General features: G+C 67.6%; 14 protein-coding genes. 2 read left to right on the forward strand and 12 right to left on the reverse strand.

The genetic code is table 11. The features are described 5' to 3' along the window. Window positions 1–14: 14 nt before the first annotated feature. Window positions 15–488 (forward strand): NUDIX hydrolase, encoded by a 474-nt coding sequence (locus tag PKO50_RS22655; RefSeq protein WP_275630517.1) that lies wholly within the window; start codon window positions 15–17, stop codon window positions 486–488. A 306-nt stretch (window positions 489–794) separates the two neighbouring features. On the opposite strand, the gene PKO50_RS22660 is transcribed toward PKO50_RS22655, so the two are convergent. From PKO50_RS22660 to zwf, 3 genes are read right to left on the reverse strand one after another with little or no spacing between them, the layout of a single operon-like run. Further along, complete coding sequence (locus tag PKO50_RS22660) at window positions 795–1445, reverse strand: bifunctional 4-hydroxy-2-oxoglutarate aldolase/2-dehydro-3-deoxy-phosphogluconate aldolase (RefSeq protein ID WP_109933308.1); 651 nt, start codon at window positions 1443–1445, stop codon at window positions 795–797. Window positions 1446–1464: 19 nt separating this feature from the next. Next, window positions 1465–2181 carry a 6-phosphogluconolactonase gene (gene pgl, locus PKO50_RS22665; RefSeq protein ID WP_275627290.1) on the reverse strand — a complete coding sequence of 239 codons (717 nt, stop codon included), beginning with the start codon at window positions 2179–2181 and terminating at the stop codon, window positions 1465–1467. Beyond that, window positions 2168–3637 carry a glucose-6-phosphate dehydrogenase gene (zwf, locus tag PKO50_RS22670; protein WP_275627291.1) on the reverse strand — a complete coding sequence of 490 codons (1470 nt, stop codon included), beginning with the start codon at window positions 3635–3637 and terminating at the stop codon, window positions 2168–2170. The genes pgl and zwf overlap by 14 nt, the downstream gene beginning before the upstream one ends. 200 nt (window positions 3638–3837) lie before the next feature. On the opposite strand from zwf, the gene PKO50_RS22675 reads away from it, so the two are divergent. Continuing rightward, window positions 3838–4695, forward strand: a complete 858-nt coding sequence (locus PKO50_RS22675) for a MurR/RpiR family transcriptional regulator (RefSeq protein ID WP_275627292.1) — start codon at window positions 3838–3840, stop codon at window positions 4693–4695. Between the two features lie 230 nt (window positions 4696–4925). Here the strand turns inward: PKO50_RS22675 and PKO50_RS22680 are convergent, their stop codons facing one another. From PKO50_RS22680 to PKO50_RS22720, 9 genes are all read right to left on the reverse strand, one after another. Further along, entirely contained in the window at window positions 4926–5771 is an 846-nt protein-coding gene (locus tag PKO50_RS22680; RefSeq protein ID WP_275627293.1) for a D-hexose-6-phosphate mutarotase, read from the reverse strand. A gap of 389 nt (window positions 5772–6160) precedes the next feature. Next, window positions 6161–7516, reverse strand: a complete 1356-nt coding sequence (locus PKO50_RS22685; RefSeq protein ID WP_275627294.1) for a carbohydrate porin — start codon at window positions 7514–7516, stop codon at window positions 6161–6163. Window positions 7517–7552: 36 nt separating this feature from the next. Then, window positions 7553–8707 (reverse strand): sn-glycerol-3-phosphate ABC transporter ATP-binding protein UgpC, encoded by a 1155-nt coding sequence (gene ugpC / locus PKO50_RS22690; protein WP_275627295.1) that lies wholly within the window; start codon window positions 8705–8707, stop codon window positions 7553–7555. 6 nt (window positions 8708–8713) lie between these two features. Next, window positions 8714–9559: a carbohydrate ABC transporter permease gene (locus PKO50_RS22695; protein WP_275627296.1), complete on the reverse strand. Its 846-nt coding sequence runs from the start codon at window positions 9557–9559 to the stop codon at window positions 8714–8716. Then, window positions 9552–10475 (reverse strand): sugar ABC transporter permease, encoded by a 924-nt coding sequence (locus tag PKO50_RS22700; RefSeq protein WP_275627297.1) that lies wholly within the window; start codon window positions 10473–10475, stop codon window positions 9552–9554. The genes PKO50_RS22695 and PKO50_RS22700 overlap by 8 nt, the downstream gene beginning before the upstream one ends. Window positions 10476–10577: 102 nt before the next feature. Next, window positions 10578–11837 carry an ABC transporter substrate-binding protein gene (locus PKO50_RS22705; protein WP_275627298.1) on the reverse strand — a complete coding sequence of 420 codons (1260 nt, stop codon included), beginning with the start codon at window positions 11835–11837 and terminating at the stop codon, window positions 10578–10580. 304 nt (window positions 11838–12141) lie between these two features. Continuing rightward, the gene (locus PKO50_RS22710; RefSeq protein WP_275627299.1) at window positions 12142–12507 is read right to left on the reverse strand and encodes a DUF559 domain-containing protein; all 366 of its coding nucleotides are present in this window, start codon (window positions 12505–12507) and stop codon (window positions 12142–12144) included. A gap of 158 nt (window positions 12508–12665) precedes the next feature. Beyond that, window positions 12666–14114 (reverse strand): ATP-binding protein, encoded by a 1449-nt coding sequence (locus PKO50_RS22715; protein ID WP_109933117.1) that lies wholly within the window; start codon window positions 14112–14114, stop codon window positions 12666–12668. Continuing rightward, window positions 14107–14841 carry a response regulator gene (locus tag PKO50_RS22720; protein ID WP_109933116.1) on the reverse strand — a complete coding sequence of 245 codons (735 nt, stop codon included), beginning with the start codon at window positions 14839–14841 and terminating at the stop codon, window positions 14107–14109. Before PKO50_RS22720 ends, PKO50_RS22715 begins: the two co-directional genes overlap by 8 nt. Window positions 14842–14849: the final 8 nt, after the last annotated feature.

Consider the following 14849-nt stretch of genomic DNA (forward strand, 5'->3'; position numbering starts at 1 on the left):
GGGGGAAAACCGGGTTGAACGACGAATCTGCCTTCACCGGCGCCAAGCTGGCGCTGTTCCACGATGGCCTCCTGGTGGTCTACCGCCGCGACGAAAAGCCCGGCATCCCCTTCCCCGGCTGCTGGGACTTTCCCGGCGGCGGCCGCGAAGGCGCGGAAACGCCAGCCGAATGCGCGCTGCGCGAGCTGGAGGAGGAATTCTCCATCCGCCTGGGCCAGGAGCGTATCGAATGGCAGCGCCGCTACCGCGCCACCCACGGCCCGGCGCCCTGGGCCTGGTTCCTGGTGGCGCGGCTGCGGGCAGCGGAGTTCACGGCGATCCGCTTCGGCGACGAGGGGCAGTACTGGCGGCTGATGGCGGTGGAGGAGTACCTCGGATTGGATGAGGGGGAGGCTGTGCCCTATCTGCAGGAGCGGTTGCGGGATTATCTGGAAGGTTTTTTTCGTAGGAGCGAGCTTGCTCGCGAACGGAGTTTCCCGGTGGCGTAGGTGCCGGGTTCAAGAGCCCCTCTCCCCAGCCCTCTCCCTGAAGGGAGAGGGGCTAGTCCGTGCCGAGAACAGGCGTGGCTTCAGCCGAAGACCATCGCGCTTGCCGGCTGACTCGGGAAAACCAGACCGCTCCGAACGGTCCCCTCTCCCTTCAGGGAGAGGGTTAGGGAGAGGGCGTTCTTCAGGGCAAGCACCGAAGCCACCGGCAGATCCCCGTTCGCGAGCAAGCTCGCTCCTACGAAGAGCAGCCCCCGCACGCATAAAAAAACCCGGCACAAGGCCGGGCACGTCCGATCGTGGGACAGCTCAGTGTGATTCGAGCAGCGCCAGGGCCTCGCGCGACAGGCGCTCGACCGTGGCCCAGTCACCGCTGGCGACGGCGGCCTTGGGCAGCATCCAGGTGCCCCCCACGCACATCACGTTGTCCAGGCGGTAGTAGTCGTTCAGGTTGTCCGGCCCTACCCCGCCGGTGGGGCAGAAGCGCACCTCCGGGAAGGGGCCGGCGAAGGCCTTGAGCGCCTCGACGCCGCCGCACACCTTGGCCGGGAACAGCTTGAAGCGGCGCAGGCCGTGGCGGTAGGCGGCCATGATCTCGGAGGCGGTGGCTACGCCGGGCAGCAGCGGCACCGGGCGGCTCACCGCGTGCTGCAGCAGTTCCTCGGTGCAGCCGGGGGTGACGATGAACTGCGCGCCGGCCTCTTCCGCCTGGCGGAAGGTTTGCGGGTCCAGCACGGTGCCGGCGCCCACGCACAGTTGCGGGCGCTGCGCGGCCAGGGTGCGGATGGCGGTCAGGCCCAGCGGGGTGCGCAGGGTCACTTCCAGCACCGTGATGCCGCCGGCGGCCAGGGCGTCGGCCATGGGCAGGATGTCCTGCTCGCGCTCGATGGTGATCACCGGCAGGATGCGGGCGCGCTCGGCGAGGGCGTCGATGCGCTGGATGTGGGAATCAAGGCTCATGTTGCGGTAACTCCGTGCCTCAGGGGCACCAGTGGATCGACAGGGGAGCGCGGAGGAAGGCGCTCACCGGCATGCTTGCTTCGTCTTCGACGGCCAGCGCGGCCTTCAGGGTGGCCAGCTTGGCCTCGCCCTGGATCGCCAGCAGTTGCACCCGCGCGGCGGCCAGCAGCGCGCGGCTGAGGGTCAGGCGCTGGTGCGGCACGCTCGGCGCCCAGGCCGGCAGGCAATGGCGCGCGCCGGCGGGGTCGAGGGCCTCGGCCAGGCCCGGGCTGGCCGGGAACAACGAGGCGGTGTGGCCGTCGTCGCCCATGCCCAGCACCAGCACATCGATGGGCAGGGCCAGCTCGGCGACCTGGCGGTCGGCGATGGCTGCCGCCTCTTCCAGGCTCGGAGCCGAGTGGTACAGGCCGCAGAACAGCGCCCTGGCCGCCGCGCCCTTGAGCAGGTGGCGGCGCACCAGGCCGGCGTTGCTGTCCGGATGGACCTCCGGCACCCAGCGCTCGTCGGCGAGGGTCACGGTCACCTTGCCCCAGTCGAGGACTTCGCAGCTCAAGGCTTCGAGAAAGGCCACCGGGCTGCGCCCGCCGGACACCGCCAGCAGCGCGCGGCCACGCTCGGCGATGGCCCCGCGCAGTTGCTCGGCCACGCTGGCGGCCAGGCCACGGGCCTGCGCCATCGGGCTTTCCCAGGCCGTCCAGCGCACGCCGGCCGGCAGATTCGGATCAATGGTCGCCATACCAGTCCTTCCCGTCTCTCGCGATCAGCGCCACGGCCGCCTGGGGTCCCCAGGTGCCCGCGGCATAGGGTTTGGGGGCATCGCCCAGGCGTTCCCAGCCGGCGATCAGGTGGTCGCACCACTTCCAGGCGAACTCCACCTCGTCCTTGCGCACGAACAGGTACTGGTTGCCCTGCATCACCTCCAGCAGCAGCCGTTCGTAGGCATCCGGCACACGCGCGGCCTGGTACGCCTCGGAGAAGCTCAGCTGCAGCGGCCCGGTGCGCAGTTGCATGCCCTTGCCCAGGCCCTGGTCCTTGGTCATCACCTGCAGGGAGATGCCCTCGTCCGGCTGCAGGCGGATGATCAGGCGGTTGCTGATCAGCGAGCGCTGCTCCGGGGCGAAGATATAGTGCGGCGGGTTCTTGAAGTGGATGACGATCTGCGACAGCTTCTGCGGCATGCGCTTGCCGGTGCGCAGGTAGAAGGGCACGCCGGACCAGCGCCAGTTGCGGATGTCCACGCGCAGGGCGACGAAGGTCTCGGCGCCGCTCATGCGGTTGGCGTGTTCCTCTTCCAGGTAGCCGGGCACCGCCTTGCCGTCGATGAAGCCGGCGGTGTACTGGCCGCGCACCACGCGGCTGGCCAGTTGTTCCGGCGGGATCGGCTCCAGGGCGCGCAGCACCTTGACCTTCTCGTCGCGGATGCTGTCGGCGGAGAGGTCGCTGGGCGGGTCCATGGCGATCAGGCAGAGCAGCTGCAGCAGGTGGTTCTGCACCATGTCGCGCAGCTGGCCGGCCTGATCGAAGTAGCCCCAGCGGCCCTCGATACCGACCTTCTCGGCCACGGTGATCTCCACGTGGGAGATGTGGTTCTGGTTCCACTGCGTCTCGAACAGGCTGTTGGCGAAGCGCAGGGCGATGAGGTTCTGTACGGTTTCCTTGCCCAGGTAGTGGTCGATCCGGTAGATGCGGTTCTCCGGGAAGAATTTCGCCACCGCCTCGTTGACCGCGCGGGAGGACGCCAGGTCGTGGCCGATGGGTTTCTCCAGCACCACCCGGGTGCGTTCGGCCAGGCCGAGGGCGGCGAGGTTCTCGCAGATACCGCCGTAGACCGCCGCCGGGGTGGCGAAGTAGGCCACCAGCGGCAGGCCGGCCGGTACCGCGTCGCGCAACGCCGGGTAGGAAGCGGCGTCGAGGAAGTCCATGCTCAGGTAGCTGAGGCGCTGCTGGAAGCGCACCCACACGGCGTCGTCCCATTCGCGCGCCGGCACGGCCAGACGCAGGCGCTTCTCGAGGGTGGCCAGGTGGGCGGTGGGGTCGCCGTCCTCGCGGGCCAGGGCGAGGATGCGGGTGTCGCCGTGCAGCAGGCCTTCGCGGTCGAGCTGGTAGAGGGCGGGGATCAGCTTGCGCAGGGCGAGGTCGCCCAGCGCGCCGAACAGCGCCAGGGTGCAAGGCAGAACGCGGACATCAGGCATTTGTTGTTACCAAACAGATTTTGAGGAACATTTGCCGAATACACCGCGCCATTAAGGCAAAAATGTAGTAATTAAACAACATATTTTTCCCAAGGCACGGTCCGGTTGGTCGTCTGCCGACCTGACGTTAGGATAGCGCCGCTGGCCGCGGGCACGTCCCCGGCCGTCGATTGCCCCACAGGGGCCACCAAGGAGAACGGATGAAGAACCTGCTGGAGCAGATCCAGACGCGCCTGGAAGACTTGAACAAGGCCGAACGCAAGGTCGCCGAGGTGATCCTGCAGAACCCGCAGCAGGCCACCCGCTTCAGCATCGCCGCGCTGGCCCAGGCCGCGAGCGTCAGCGAACCGACGGTGAACCGCTTCTGCCGCTCCTTCGGCATGAGCGGCTACCCGGAGCTGAAGATCCAGTTGGCGCAGAGCCTGGCCAGCGGCGCGGCCTTCGTCACCCAGGCGGTGGCCGCGGACGACGGCCCCGAGGCGTACACGCGGAAGATCTTCGGCAGCACCATCGCCTCGCTGGACGCCGCCTACAAGCTGATCGACGCACGCGCCGTGGACCGCGCCGTGGACCTGCTGATCCAGGCCCGGCAGATCCACTTCTTCGGCCTCGGCGCCTCCAGCTCGGTGGCGCTGGATGCGCAGCACAAGTTCTTCCGCTTCAACCTGGCGGTGTCGGCGCAGAGCGACGTGCTGATGCAGCGGATGACCGCCTCGGTGGCGCACACCGGCGACCTGTTCGTGGTGATCTCCTACACCGGCCGCACCCGCGAGCTGGTGGACGTGGCGCGCCTGGCGCGGGACAACGGCGCCTCGGTGCTCGGCCTGACCGCGGCCGACTCGCCGCTGGCCAAGGTCTGCACCCTCACCCTGGACATCCCGCTGCCGGAAGACACCGACATCTACATGCCGATGACCTCGCGGATCATCCAGCTGACGGTGCTCGACGTGCTGGCCACCGGCGTGACCCTGCGCCGCGGCGTGGACTTCCAGCCGCACCTGCGCAAGATCAAGGAGAGCCTGGTGCCGACGCGGTACCAGCTGGACGAGGAAGACTGACGCCCCGGCGCGGTTGTTTCGCAGAGGCGGATTTATCCGCGATTTCGGCGCCTGGGATCGGCCGATCGCGGACGGAGTCCGCTCCTACGCCGCATCATCCGCACCATTTCGATGTAGGAGCGCGCCCTGCGCGCGAATCGCGGGCAGGGCCCGCTCCTACAGCTCCAGGGAGGCACGATCGTAGGAGCGGACTCCGTCCGCGATTGCTCGAACCCGTGCAGCGGAAATCGTCAGACCAACCCGGCCTTCAGCCGCAGGCGCATGCGCTCGCCCTGGGCCAGGATCAGCCCGCCGGGGCGGTAGCCGGCGGCGCCGATGCACAGGAAACGGTCGGCCTCGCCCGGCTCCACCTGCTCCACTGCGCGGCTGCCGGGGTGCCAGATGACGCTGCCGGCGGCGGCGTTCTTGTCGATGCGCAGGCGGCGCTGCCAGCCAGCGTCCTCCAGCACCAGCGAACCGGTGTTGTACAGCACCTGCTTGACCGCGCCCCGCGGCGTCCAGGTATTGGGCAGCGGCGGCGCCGGGCGCTGGGCACCCTCCAGTTCCATGCCGTGGACCACGCTGCGGCGCAGCGAGCCGATGCGCCAGTAGGGCTGCAGGGCGAAGCTGAACAGGCAGTCGCTGTCGTCCTCGTGGTAGCTGGACAGCTCCATCTCCAGCTCGCGGCCCAGGCGTGCGTCCAGGCGCACGTGCCAGTCCTCGATGTCCAGTTGCCAGCTCACCTGCACCAGGCTCTCGTCGGCATGGGCGTCGAGCAGGCGCCATTCACGCTGGCGGGCCCAGCCGTGAGGCGGCCAGTCGGGCTCGCTGGGGTGGCTGCCGAACCACGGCCAGCACACCGGGATGCCGCCGCGGATGGGCGCCGTGCTCAGGGCCGGCCACTGGCTGGCGCACCACAGCATGGAGCGCTCGCCCTGGGGGCGGAAGTGCAGCAGTTGCGCGCCCTGGCGGCTGAAGACCGCCTGGCACAGGGGGTGATCGATCAGCAGCAGGTCGCGGCGCTGGAAGCGCACCCAGTCGAAGGGGCGCTTGGCACGCATGGAATGGAAGAAGCGCTGCAGCGGATGCTCGAGCATTGTCCGGAGGTCCTGAATCAATCCCTTCCCGGACACTCCCGGGGCATGACATCTATGTAGTTTTACTACACGTTGGTGAAAAAAGCGCAGATTCTACCTGAAAAGCATAGAACCCCAGTCACATGTGCGGATTTTTTCGTCCCGGGGCGCAATAGCCCCTGTAGAGGTAATGAGGGCGCCAGCCACGTAGGGCGCATAACGCCCCAAGCGTTATCCGCCGTTTAGCCTCGGTGCCCGGTGGCTCCGAGGTTGACCTGGGCGTTGGCTGTGACGCCGGCGTATCGGCGGATAACCGCGAACGGTTATCCACCCTACGAACAAAAAGCCCGCCCCGATGATGGCGGGCGGGCCAAGTACAGCAGCACCTCAGGAGCGGGTCGATGCGCGCGTCAGAAGCTGGACTGGATCTTCAGCCCGGCGACCAGGGCGTTGTCCACCTCGTAGACGCCGCCGGGATGCTTGATGTACTGCAGGTTCGGCCGCACGGTCAGCCAGTTGGTGACGTGCACGCCGTAGTACAGCTCGGCGTCGTACTCGCTGTGCTGCACCGGCTGGAACAGCGGGTTGTCGTAGTCGTCGATGCCGGAGACTTCGTTGATCTGTTTCTGGTGCCTGGTCACATCGTCGTTGATGTGGATGCGCGCCACCGCCAGGCCGATGTCGTCCTTGGGACGGGCGTCGAACAGGCCTTTGTAGACGGCGCCGACCTGCTGGTAGTTGTCCACCGTGTTGGTCGCCTGGTCATGCACGGTGAAGTTGGCGAACAGGCTCAGGCCGCGCGAGGCGTCGCCGTCGTGGGCGGTCACCTGCTGCTGCGCCACCACCCACCAGCCGTGCTTGCTGCCGTGGGACTTGAAGGCGTCGCCGGTCAGCGCCTGGGGCTGGCCATTCACGTCCTCGTAGATGTCGTCGGCCTTGGCGGTGCTGTAGTAGTAGCCCAGGCGGTATTCGCCCGGCAGTTGCTGCGGGCCCACCTTCGGCGACCACACCAGTTCCACCGGCAGGATCGCGCCCTGGGTGCCGCTGCCGCTGAGCTTGAAGCCGTTGCCGGTCTCCAGGTTCGAGGGGTTCTGCTCGTAGGCACCGACCTGCACGAAGAACTCGGGGCTGAGGTTGTACTTCACCCGCAGCGCCCACTGGCTCACCGGCCAGTTGTACCAGATGCCGCCCACCCAGTTGCCCACCTGCGAGCCGCAGAACGCCAGGTTCTGGAAGTCGCAGGGGAAGCTGTTGAAGTCCTCGCCCTCGCCGAAGCGGCCGAACTTCACGTCCAGGGCGTCGTCGAGGAAGGTCTGCTTGTACCACATCTGCGTCAGCCGCCAGGTCTGGCCGCGGCCCCAGACTTCCTGCACCGAGCTGAGCTGGCCGGCGCGCGGGTCGCTGATGCGGTCGTTGGACAGGTTGTTGCCGCTGCGCTCGGTGATGGTCAACTGGAACTCGGCGCCGTGCCAGCCGAGGATCTTCTGCAGGTCCAGGTGGCTGCCCAGCGCCCACTGGTCGGTGTAGCGCGCGGTCTTGTCGTCGTTGTAGCCGCCGTGCAGGTTGCCCGCGGCCTCGCCGACGTAGTCCAGCTTGAAGTCGTAGCCCTTCTCCAGCAGTTCGCTGCGGGTACCGCCCCAGTCCCCCAGGCCCCATTTCGAATCGGCGGAGAAGGCCTCGTCGGCGCAGGCCAGGCCATTCAGGCCGACGGCGCCCAGGGCGAGCAGGCAGCCCAGGGCGGGCCGGATCTTGTTGTTCTTATGCATTGCTGACGTCCTCGTTGATGGAATGCCTTGCGGCGTTCAGTGCTTGTGCCGGGCCAGCGGGGTGACCTTGGCCTCCCCCGCCCCGCCCGGCGCCTTGCGCAGGCGCTCGCCGCTCTGCGCGTCGAACAGCAGTACCCGCGCCGGGTCCAGGCGCAGCTTCAGCGTCGAGCCAAGGGCCGGCGCCGCGTCCGGGGCCAGGCGGCAGCAGACCTTGGCGCCGTTGAGGGTGACGAAGGCCAGGGTGTCCGGGCCGGTGGGCTCCAGCACCTCGACCTCGGCACGCACGTCCACCAGGCCGTTGCCCGTCTCGGCCACGCCGATCTGTTCCGGGCGCACGCCGAGGATCAGCTCGCGGCCCTCGACGCCTTCGGCGCCCAGCGCCAGGGGCAACTCGCAGCGATCCTGGCCGCTGTCCAGCAGGCCGACCAGTTGGCCACCCTGGCGCTGCACGCGCAGGGGGATGAAGTTCATCGGCGGCGAGCCGATGAAGCTGGCGACGAACAGGTTGGCCGGGTCGTTGTAGATCTGCTGCGGGGTGCCGAACTGCTGGACGATGCCGTCCCGCATCACCGCCACCTTGTCGCCGAGGGTCATGGCCTCGATCTGGTCGTGGGTGACGTAGACCGTGGTGGTCTTCAGCCGCTGGTGCATCAGCTTGATCTCGGTGCGCATCTCCACGCGCAGCTTGGCGTCGAGGTTCGACAGCGGCTCGTCGAACAGGTAGATCTTCGGCCGCCGCGCCAGCGCCCGGCCCATGGCCACCCGCTGCTGCTGGCCGCCGGAAAGCTGCGAGGGCTTGCGCTGCAGCAGGTGCTCGATCTGCAGCAACTTGGCGACCCGCGCCACCTCCTCGTCGATGGCGGCCTGGGGCATCTTGCGGATCTTCAGGCCGAAGGCGATGTTCTCGCGCACCGTCATGGTCGGGTACAGCGCGTAGGACTGGAACACCATGGCGATGTCGCGGTCCTTCGGGCTCATGCCGCTGATGTCCTGGCCGTCCACCAGGATGGCGCCGCCGCTGATGTCCTCCAGGCCAGCGATGCAGTTCATCAGCGTGGACTTGCCGCAGCCGGACGGGCCGACCAGGATCAGGAACTCGCCGGACTCGATCGCCAGGTCGATGGACTTCAGGGTGTCCGCCAGGCCGCTGCCGTAGGACTTGTGCAGGTTGCGCAGTTCGAGTGTTGCCATGTCCGATTACCCCTTGACCGCGCCGGCGGTCAGGCCGCGCACGAAATACTTTCCAGCCAGTACGTAGACGATCAGCGTCGGCAGCGCGGCGATCATCGCCGCGGCCATGTCGACGTTGTATTCCTTGACCCCGGTGCTGATGTTCACCAGGTTGTTCAGCGCCACAGTGATCGGCTGGGCGTCGCCGCTGGCGAACACCACGCCGAAGAGGAAGTCGTTCCAGATCTGGGTGAACTGCCAGATCAGGCAGACCATCACGATGGGCGTGGACATCGGCATGAGGATGCGCGTGAAGATGGTGAAGAAGCCGGCGCCGTCGAGCCGCGCGGCCTTCACCAGGGCATCGGGGATGGCCACGAAGTAGTTGCGGAAGAACAGCGTGGTGAAGGCCAGGCCGTAGATGCAGTGGACGATCACCAGGCCCGTGGTGGTGTTGGCCAGGCCGAGCTTGCCGAGGGTGAAGGACATTGGCAGGAGGATCACCTGGAACGGCAGGAAGCAGCCGAACAGCAGCGCGCCGAAGAACAGCTGCGAGCCGCGGAAGCGCCACATCGACAGCACGTAGCCGTTCAGTGCGCCGATGAAGGTGGAGATGAGCACGCCGGGGACGGTGATCTTCACCGAGTTCCAGAAGAAGTCACCCACCGCGCCCCAGGCCTTCACCCAGCCGATCACGGTGAACACCTCCGGCAGCGCCAGCAGGTTGCTGTTGCGGATGTCCTCGGGGCTCTTGAAGCTGGTCAGCAGCATCACCAGCAGCGGGATCAGGTACAGCGCCACGGCGCCCCAGAGGGTGGCGTGGACCGCCAGGCGGCCGAGGCTGAACCTCGGCCTGAAGGTCGCGTCACGCATGGCGCTTGCCTCGCAGTTCGGAATACAGGTAGGGCACGACTATGGCCAGCACGGCGCCGAGCATCAGCATCGCGCTGGCCGCGCCCAGGCCCATCTGGCCGCGGGTGAAGGTGTGGGCGTACATGAACATCGCCGGCAGGTCGGAGGAATAGCCGGGGCCGCCGGCGGTCATCGCGGCGACCAGGTCGAAGCTCTTGATGGCGATATGCGCGAGGATCATCAGCGCGCTGAAGAACACCGGGCGCAGGCTCGGCAGGACGATGCGCAGGTAGATGGCCGGCAGGCTCGCGCCGTCCACCTGGGCGGCGCGCACGATGGCCGGGTCGACGCCGCGCAGGCCGGCGAGGAACAGCGCCATGACGAAGCCCGAGGCCTGCCACACGGCGGCGATCACCAGGCAGTAGACCACGCGGTCCGGATCCACCAGCCAGTCGAAGCGGAAGCCCGTCCAGCCCCAGTCGCGCAGCAGCTTGTCCAGGCCCAGGCCGGGGTTGAGCAGCCACTTCCAGGCGGTGCCGGTGACGATCATCGACAGCGCCATGGGGTACAGGTAGACGGTGCGGATGAAGCCCTCGCGGCGGATGCGCTGGTCCAGCAGCACGGCGAGAAACACCCCGAGCACCAGGCAGATGGCGATGAACAGGCCGCCGAACAGCAGCAGGTTGCGGCTCGCCACCCACCAGCGGTCGTTGTCCCACAGCCGCAGGTACTGGTTGAGCCCCGCCCAGCCGTAGCTGGGCATGAAGCGCGAGTTGCTGAAGGACAGCAGCAGCGTCCAGCCGATGTAGCCGTACACGCAGACCAGCACCACGAGCATGCTCGGGGCCAGCACCAGTTTCGGCAGCCAGCGCTGCAGGCCGTCGAGCAGCGAGGCGCGCGGAGCTGCCGGATTCAGGGTCGGAGTTGAGGTCGCCATGGGGTTTCTCGAGTGCGAGTGGGGCCGTCCGGAGCGCCAGGCTGCTCCGGAGTGGGTCGGCTGGGAATCAGGCGGCGCCCGGCGAAAGGCGCCGCTCGCGGCTTACTGTGCGGCCGCCTCGATCGCCGCGTAGAGCTGCTGGGCAGCCTTCTGCGGGTCCGCGGAGGCGTCGTTGAAGAAGTTGGTCACCACGTCGAAGATGGCGCCCTGCACGTAGCTGGAGGCGGCCATGCTGTGGGCCATGCTCGGCACCAGGGTGCCGGCCGCGGAAGCCGCCTTGAAGTCCTTCATCGACTGCTGGGCGCAGGCGTCGAAGGGCGCCATGTCGGCGTCCAGGCGTACCGGGATGGAGCCCTTGGCCAGGTTGAAGTCCTTCTGGAACGCCGGGTCGAGCACCGCACGGGCCAGGTCTTCCTGGGCCTTGCGATTCTCGGCGTTGCTCAGCTTGAACATCACCAGGGAGTCGATGTTGTAGTCGAAGTCCTGCTGCGTGCCGGGGAACGGCAGGCACTGGTAGTCCTTGCCGGCGACCTTGTTGGCGGCGGTGAACTCGCTCTTGGCCCAGTCGCCCATGATCTGCATGCCGGCCTTGCCGTTGATGACCATGCTGGTGGCGACGTTCCACTCGCGCCCGGCGGCGTCGGCGTCGATGTAGCCGCGCAGCTTCTTCAGCGCGGTGAACACCTCGACCATCTGCGGCCCGGTGAGGGTCGCCTTGTCCTGCTCGACGAAGGCCTTGCGGTAGCCCTCGGGCCCCATCTTGCTGAGCACCAGGTTCTCGAACAGGGTGCCGTCCTGCCAGGGCTGGCTGCCGTGGGCCAGGGCGACGAAGCCGGCGGCCTTGAGCTTGTCGGCGGCGGCGAAGAATTCGTCGAGGGTGGTCGGAGGGGTGGCGCCGGCCTTCCTGAAGACCTCGGGGTTGATGTACAGCCAGTTCACCCGGTGCACGTTGACCGGCACGGCGACGTAGTCGCCCTGGTACTTCATGACCTGCGCCACCTGCGGCGGCAGCAACTGGTCCCACTTGCCCTCGGCGGCGACCTGGTTGAGGTCGGCGAGCAGGCCGAGCTGGCCCCACTCCTGGATGTCCGGCCCCTTGATTTGCGCGGCGGCCGGCGGGTTGCCGGACACGGCGCGGGTCTTCAGCACGGTCATGGCGGCCTCGCCGCCACCGCCGGCGACGGCGAAGTCCTTCCAGGTGTGGCCCTTGGCCTGGACCAGCTTCTTCAGGGTTTCCGCGGCGCGCGCTTCGCCGGGGGAAGTCCACCAGTGCAGGACTTCGACCTCGCCGGCGTGGGCCAGGGGGGAGAGACAGAAGGAAGAAAGACAGACAGCGACGGAAAGGCGGCGGAGCGCATTCATGGAGGAAGACCTGTTCTTGTTATTCGGGGCAAGTCTGCGCTTGCGGTAGTCCGAGTCTATCCAAGGCATTTCCTGCTCCGGGTAACGAAGCGATCTTCGATTGTCACGAGGTGGTGACATTGGGGGTCCTTGTTGGGGTTGTGGTGTGAGGGTTGAAGAGCCAAGAGCCCCTCTCCCCAGCCCTCTCCCGCAAGCGGGAGAGGGAGCCGTTCGGTGTGCGTTGATAATATGGTGTTAGCCGGCAGCTCCTGAGTTTCAGGCTGACGCCGGACCTGTCGCCGCTCAGGACAAGCCCCCTCTCCCTTCAGGGAGAGGGCTGGGGAGAGGGTTGCGGACTCGAATCGAGCGCCAGGCGTATCGCCTCGAGTACCGAGTCCATCCTCAGCAGCACGTCATGGTTCCAGAACCGTAGCACCTGGAAACCTCGGGCGCTGAGCCAGGCGTCTCGCTCCAGGTCGGAAGCAGAGCCCAGGTGCTGACCGCCGTCCAATTCGATCACCAGCATTCTTTCCAGGCAGATGAAGTCGACTATGTAGTGGCCTACGACTTTCTGGCGCTTGAACTTCAAATCCATGAAGCGGTAGGCACGGAGCTGTTGCCAGAGAGCCCGCTCAGCGTCGGTCTGGTCCTTGCGGAGCTTGCGGGAAAAGTCTCGGTATGAGGGGGACATCCTTGATCTCCTTTTCTTGTGAGATCAGGGAAATTACTAGGCTCGGGATTAAGAGCCCCTCTCCCCAACCCTCTCCCTGAAGGGAGAGGGGGCTGTCCTCTGCAGGATGCGATTACGGAGTACGCCGGCGACATCGGAGTCGAATGGAAGAACACTCCTTACTCGACAACCAGCCTCGGCAACCGCAACGTCACCCGCAGCCCCCCTTCCCGCCTGTTCTGCAGACTCACCTCCCCGCCATGGGTATGCGCGATATTCCTCGCGATGCCCAACCCCAAGCCATACCCCTGCCCCCGCTGCGACAAGCGCACCCGCGGTTCGAACACCTGCTCCAGCCGCTGCTCCGGCACCCCGGGCCCCTCGTCGTCGACGTGCACGAGTAGCGCTTCGGTGCCGTCCTCGACGTGCAGTTGCGCGCGTTGGCCGTACTTCAGGGCGTTGTCCAGCAGGTTGCCGATGCAGCGGCGCAGGGCCAGGGGCTTGCCGGGGTATGGTTCCTGCGCCTCGCCCAGCAGTCGTACCCGGCCGTCCGCCAGGTAGGGGCCGGCGACGTGCTGCAGCAACTGGTTGATGTCCACCGGCTCGATGTTCTCGTGGATGTCGGTGTCCTTCACGCACTGCAGGGCGCCCTTGACCAGCAGTTCCAGCTCGTCGAGGTCCTGGTTCAGCTTGGCGCGCTGCGGCTCGTCTTCCAGCAGTTCGACGCGCAGGCGCAGGCGGGTGATGGGGGTGCGCAGGTCGTGGGAGATGGCGCTGAACAGCTGGCCGCGCTCGCTGAGGTAGCGGTCGATGCTCTCGCGCATGGTGTTGAAGGCGCGGCTGACCTCCACCAGCTCGCGGGCGCCGCGCTCTTCCAGCGGTGCCGCCGGGCTGCCCAGGGCCACTTCGCGGGCGGCGCGGGCCAGGCGTTTCAGCGGGCGGCTCTGCTGGTGCACCAGCAGGCCGGCGAACAGCAGCAGCAACAGGCTGGTCAGGCCGATGGAAAGGATCTGCTGCGGCTGCAGCGCCTCGGGCTCCAGGCTGACGTAGGGGGCCGGCATCAGGCTGGCGATGTAGAGCCATTCGTTCTCGCCGATGCGGATCTGCGTCACCAGCACCGGCGGGTTCACCGGCTCCAGGGTCAGCGCGTAGTGGGCCCAGGAGCGCGGCAGCTCCTCCAGCTTCAGCTGGCTGTTGAACAGGCGCAGGTCATCCGGGGCGACGAATTCCACCTCCAGCTCCACGTCCTTGCCCAGCTTCTGGTGCAGCACGTCGCTGACGATATCCAGCACCGCCTGTTTGTTCGGCGTGTCCGGCAGGCTCTGCATCTGCAGTGGGCGCTCGTTGAGCGAGACGAAGAAGCGCGTGCCACCCATGCTGCGCAGCTGGTCCAGCACCAGCGGGCGGTAGCCGATGGGCAGCGAGCGGAAGTAGCTGACGCTGGCGGCCATGGAATAGGCCAGGCTGCGCGAGCTGGTGAGCAGGCCCTCGCGCTGGCTGGAGCGCAGGTGCGAGAGCCAGAACAGGCTCGACAGGCCCTGGGCGACGAGGATCGCCAGCAGCGTCAGCAGCAGCATGCGCCCCAGCAGCGAGCGCGGGACGAGCGACCAGCGCCGCCGTTCAGTCATTGCCCAGCCGATGCGGGCGGACCTGGGCCGCCAGCAGGTAGCCGCTGCCGCGCACGGTCTGGATCAGCCGCGGCGCCTTGCCGGTGTCGCGCAGGCGCTGGCGCAGGCGGCTCACCGCCATGTCGACGATGCGCTCCAGCGGCCCGACCTCGCGGCCGCGGGTGGCATTGCCGATGGTGTCGCGGTCGAGAATCTGTTGCGGGTGGTCGAGGAACAGCTTGAGCAGGGCGAAGTCGGCGCCGCTGAGGAAGAACTCCTCGCCGTCCTCGTGGAACAGCCGGTGGCTGACCGTGTCCAGGCGCCAGTCGTCGAAGGCCAGCACCTCGCCGCCGCGCACCTGGGTGAACTGCGCGCGGCGCAGCAGGGCCTTGATCCGCGCCAGCAGCTCGCGCGGGCTGAAGGGCTTGCCCAGGTAGTCGTCGGCGCCCAGTTCCAGGCCGATCACCCGGTCGGCCTCGTCGGAGCTGGCGGTGAGCATGATCACCGGCATGCAGGCCAGGCGCTGGTGCGAGCGGATCCAGCGGCACAGGCTGAAACCGTCCTCGTCGGGCAGCATCACGTCGAGGATGGCCAGGGCGGCCTCCTCTTCCAGCAGCGCCTGGCGGAAGGCCGTGCCGTCGGCGGCGCTGCGCACCTGGAAGCCGGCGCGGCTCAGGTAGGCCTCCAGCAGCTCGCGGATTTCCTGGTCGTCATCCACCAGCAGGATGGATTTGGCGGGTGCGTTCACGGGGCATC

Origin of the sequence: Pseudomonas sp. 273 (assembly GCF_029201425.1) — a bacterium.
Taxonomy (GTDB): domain Bacteria; phylum Pseudomonadota; class Gammaproteobacteria; order Pseudomonadales; family Pseudomonadaceae; genus Pseudomonas; species Pseudomonas delhiensis.